This is a genomic window from Cellulomonas septica, from assembly GCF_012396155.1.
GTDB lineage: Bacteria > Actinomycetota > Actinomycetes > Actinomycetales > Cellulomonadaceae > Cellulomonas > Cellulomonas septica.
Genome location: NZ_JAAXOY010000316.1, coordinates 1 through 4,116, shown reverse-complemented (window position 1 = coordinate 4,116; position 4,116 = coordinate 1). Strand labels below are relative to the sequence as shown.

The 4,116-nt window shown below is 75.0% G+C and carries 4 protein-coding genes; all 4 read right to left on the bottom strand.

All coding sequences use genetic code 11. The features are described from left to right. Window positions 1-31: 31 nt before the first annotated feature. On the bottom strand, window positions 32-511 hold the full coding sequence (locus tag HGA02_RS12305; protein ID WP_168679251.1) for a nitroreductase/quinone reductase family protein: 480 nt from the start codon (window positions 509-511) through the stop codon (window positions 32-34). A 167-nt stretch (window positions 512-678) separates the two neighbouring features. After that, complete coding sequence (locus tag HGA02_RS12300; protein ID WP_168679250.1) at window positions 679-960, bottom strand: isoamylase early set domain-containing protein; 282 nt, start codon at window positions 958-960, stop codon at window positions 679-681. 159 nt (window positions 961-1,119) lie between these two features. Then, window positions 1,120-3,258, bottom strand: a complete 2,139-nt coding sequence (helR, locus tag HGA02_RS12295) for an RNA polymerase recycling motor ATPase HelR (protein ID WP_168679249.1) — start codon at window positions 3,256-3,258, stop codon at window positions 1,120-1,122. 52 nt (window positions 3,259-3,310) lie between these two features. After that, the coding region (locus HGA02_RS12290; protein ID WP_210728500.1) for a phosphatase PAP2 family protein at window positions 3,311-4,116 on the bottom strand (806 nt) is incomplete at its 5' end.

The window sequence follows — 4,116 nt, the reverse complement described above, 5'->3', positions numbered from 1 at the left end:
CTGAGGGTCGGCAGCGCCGACGCCGGGATGCTCAGCCGCGCGGCTCCAGCACCACGACCGCGGTCTCGGTCGGGCGGCGCGTCGCGAAGCCGTCGAGGTCCTTGCCGAGCTTGCGGTACTCCGACCACAGCCGCTCGCGCTCGGCACCCGCGGCCGCCCGCGCCCGCACCGGCCGCGGCCCGTCCTTCAGGACGACGGTCGCGTCGGGGTGCGCCTGCAAGTTGAGCCACCACGCCGGCTCGGGCGCGGCCCAGCCGTTCATCGCGAGCGTGACCAGGTTCGGCCCGTCCTCCATGTACGCGACGATGGCCTCCCGCTCCTGCCCGGTCCGGCGGCCCGTCGTGCGCAGCACGAGCGTCCCCCACCGGTCGGGGCGGGGACGCCAGAGCCCGCGCCGGCCGCCGGTCACGCGGTACATCGCGCGGTGCACCACCCACGCGGTGCGGACGAACCACCGCGGCGGCAGCCGCGGGCTGCGCGCCTCGTCGACCTGACCTGCCGTCTCGTCCATGGCCGCTCCCCTGTCCGGGCGTCCGCGGTCCCTCGCCGGCCCGCAGGTCGCACGCTACCGACGCGGCCCGGTGCCCGGGAACACCCGTTCCGTCCGGATCGACGGCCGTGTCGCGCTCCGAGCGCGCGCGTGCGGGTCGTCCGCCCGGTGGCCGGGTCGCGCCGACGTCAGGTGAGGACGACGCCGCCGTCGGACGTGAGCTGGTCGGCGTCGGCGTCGTCGAACCAGCGCCCGTGCTCGCCGAGGTACCGGAACGTCACCGTCGAGCCGACCGGGACCTTGACCGACGTGCTCGACGTGCCGTTCGACCGCTTCTTCAGCGGGTGCAGCCCCGGCGTCCAGCCGTTGAACGAGCCGACGACGCTGACCGGGCCGTCGAGCGTCGCCGTCGGGAGCGCGAACGTGAGCGTGCAGGTGGCGGAGGCGACGGAACGGGACTTCTTGAGCACGGGCGGACCACTCTTTCCCTCGGACGGGCGACCCTGACGCGCGCATCGTGGCGCACACATGTTTCGTGCGGTGACACCGTCCGGTGAGCGTGAGATGACGGCCGGGTGTCGTCGACCCTGCCCGCTCCACCACCGCCGACGCGCGGGCCGGTCCGCGCGTCAGCCGGTGAGGACGACGAGGCGTTGCGTGGCGCGCGTCATCGCGACGTACCTGTCGACCGCGCCCTCGATCCCGTCGCCGAACGACTCGGGCTCGACGAGGACGACGAGGTCGAACTCGAGGCCCTTCGTGAGGACGGGTGCGAGCGACCGCACACGGTCGGCCTCGGGGAAGGTCGGGTCGCCGACGACGCACGCGACGCCCCCGTGCGAGGCGAGCCACTCCTCGACGACGGTCGCGAGGTCCGCCCGGCGGCCGTGCTGCACGGGCACGCCGGTCCGGCGCACGGACGTCGGCACGTTGGCGTCGGGCAGCGCGGCGCGGATCACGGGCTCGGCCTCGGTCATGACCTCCTCGGGCGTGCGGTAGTTGAGCGTGAGCGACGCCGTCTCGACGCTGGTCAGGCCGACGCGTGCCAGCCGCTCCTGCCACGACTCCGCGAAGCCGTGCCGGGCCTGCGCGCGGTCGCCGACGACGGTGAGGCTGCGCGACGGGCAGCGCGCGAGCAGCATCTGCCACTGCGCGTCGGTGAGCTCCTGCGCCTCGTCGACGACGAGGTGCGCGAACGGCCCGGCGAGCGGGTCCGACGGCTCGTCATCGCCGGCGCGGTCGACGAGCGCGTCGCGCAGGTCCTGCCCCTTGAGCATCGACATGAGCAGCAGCTCGCTGTCGTCCGCGGCGATGAGCTCGTCGACGACGCGCTGCCGCTGCTGCTGCTCGACGGCGAGGTCGGCCTCCCGGCGGCGTCGCCGCGCGGGTGCGTCGGGGTCGCCGAGCCGCGCGCGGGCGGCGTCGAGCAGCGGCAGGTCGGACGTCGTCCACGCGCGCGGGTCGTCACGCTGGAGCAGCCGCACCTCGTCGGGCGTGAGCCAGGGTGCGCACAGCCGCAGGTAGGCGGGCACGGACCACAGGTCGGCGACGAGGTCGGGCGCGTCGAGCAGCGGCCACGCACGGTTGACGGCGCGCGCCAGGTCGCGGTTCCGCAGCAGCGCGCGGCGCAGCTGGTCGGTGGGGACGTCGTCGTCGTGCTTCTCGACAAGGATCTCGAGCAGCGCCTCCCACACCTGCGCACGCGCCTCGTTGTGCGGGGTGCCGGGCTCGGGGGCGTCGAACGCCTCGGCCCAGTCGGTCGTGCTGATCCGGACGTCGGCCCAGGGCGTCTCGACGGTCATCGGCTCGGTCGGCGGCCGCTCGGAGAACCGGACGGCCGGCTCGATCGCGCGGACCATGGCGGCCGACGCCTTGAGCCGCGCGACCTCCGGGTCCGCCTCGTCGACGGCCGTCGCACCCTCCGGCACCAGGTCCGCGAGCGTGCACGTCCGGACGCCCTCCTCCCCCAGGCTCGGCAGCACGTCGGAGACGTAGTCGAGGTAGGGCTGGTGCGGGCCGACGAACAGCACGCCACCACGCCGGTGCCCGAGGCGCGGGTCGTGGTAGAGCAGGTAGGCCGTGCGGTGCAGCGCGACGACCGTCTTGCCCGTCCCCGGTCCGCCGTCGACGACGAGCGTCCCCTGCGAGCCGGCGCGCACGATCGCGTCCTGGTCCGCCGCGATGGTGCCGAGCACGTCGCGCATGCGCGCCGACCGGTCCGCGCCGAGGCTCGCGACGAACGCCGACTGGTCGTCGAGCGCGGCGTTCGCCGCCAGCCCGTCGGCCGTGAACACCTCGTCCCAGAAGTCCGTGACGCGCCCGGCCGTCCACCGGTACCGCCGCCGGCTGACGACGCCCATCGGGTTGCCGTGCGTCGCCCCGAAGAACGGCTCCGCGACGGGCGACCGCCAGTCGACCAGCAGCCGGCGGCCGTCGGCATCGGTCACGCCGAGCCGGCCCACGTACACGGGCTCGCCGCCGTCGGCCGGGACGACGCGGCCCAGGCACAGGTCGAGGCCGAACCGCTCAAGCACGCGCAGGCGGCCGGACAACCGGTGGATCTCCTGGTCACGCTCGAGAGCCGCCGTCCCGTGCCCGCCGGGTGCGCGTCGGGCCTCGTCCAGGCGGGCCGCCACGTCGGCGCGCTGGTGGTCCAGGGTGGCTGCGAGCGCGGCGAAGAACCGCTCGTCGGCGGCGACGAGGGCCGGGTCGGCCTTGGCCGCGAGGGAGTCGGGGAGGTGGAACGCGCTGGTCGTCTGCGAGGTCACGGTCGGCGATTCTTCGCCGCCAGGGGGGTCTTGCCGCAAGACCCCCTGTGCTCTATACGTTGAGAGTGGCGGGGATGTCCCCGCCGTCGTCGTGTCCGGGGGCGTCCACGCGCTCGCGCGGGCGCCGGCGCCGCTCGACGGCTCGTCCCCACAGCGTCGCGGCACCGATCGACGCCGCGAGCAGCACCGCGGTCCCGACGACGTCGAGCACGTAGTGGTTGCCCGTCGTGAGCACGACCCCCGTCATCACCAGCGGGAACAGCCACGCCGCCCATGCGGCACGCGGGTGCGACGTCCGCAGCGCGAGCCACACCGCGTACGCGCACCACGCCGAGAACCCGACGTGCATGCTCGGCATCGCCGTGTACGAGGAGCCGGGGGTCGGTGCGCTGCGGTCGCCGAGCGGGTCGTGCCGCCGCACGACGTCGACGACCCCCGCGAGCGCGAACCGCGGCGGCGACATCGGCACCGCCCAGTAGACGGGCAGCACCAGCAGCATCATCGCGAGCAGGGTCCGTCGCGCCCGCAGGTACACCTCGGGGTGTCGGACGAACACCCACACCAGGACGCCGAGCAGCACCAGGTAGTACGACCGGTAGACGTAGACGGCGGCCACCGCGACCCACGTCGGCTGCGCCACCAGCCACCGGTTCGCGGCGAGCGCGACGTCGATCCCCAGCGTCCGCTCGGCGTCCTGCAGCGTGAGCGCGTGCGCCGTCGCGGCCGCGACGTCCCGCGCGACGTGCGCGTGCACCCACGTGAAGGCCGCGAACGCGCCGAGCACGACGAGGAGCTCGACGGCCGCGCGGGGTCGTCGGGTCGAGCGTCCGGGCTGCTCCGTCGCGGCGGGCACGCGCC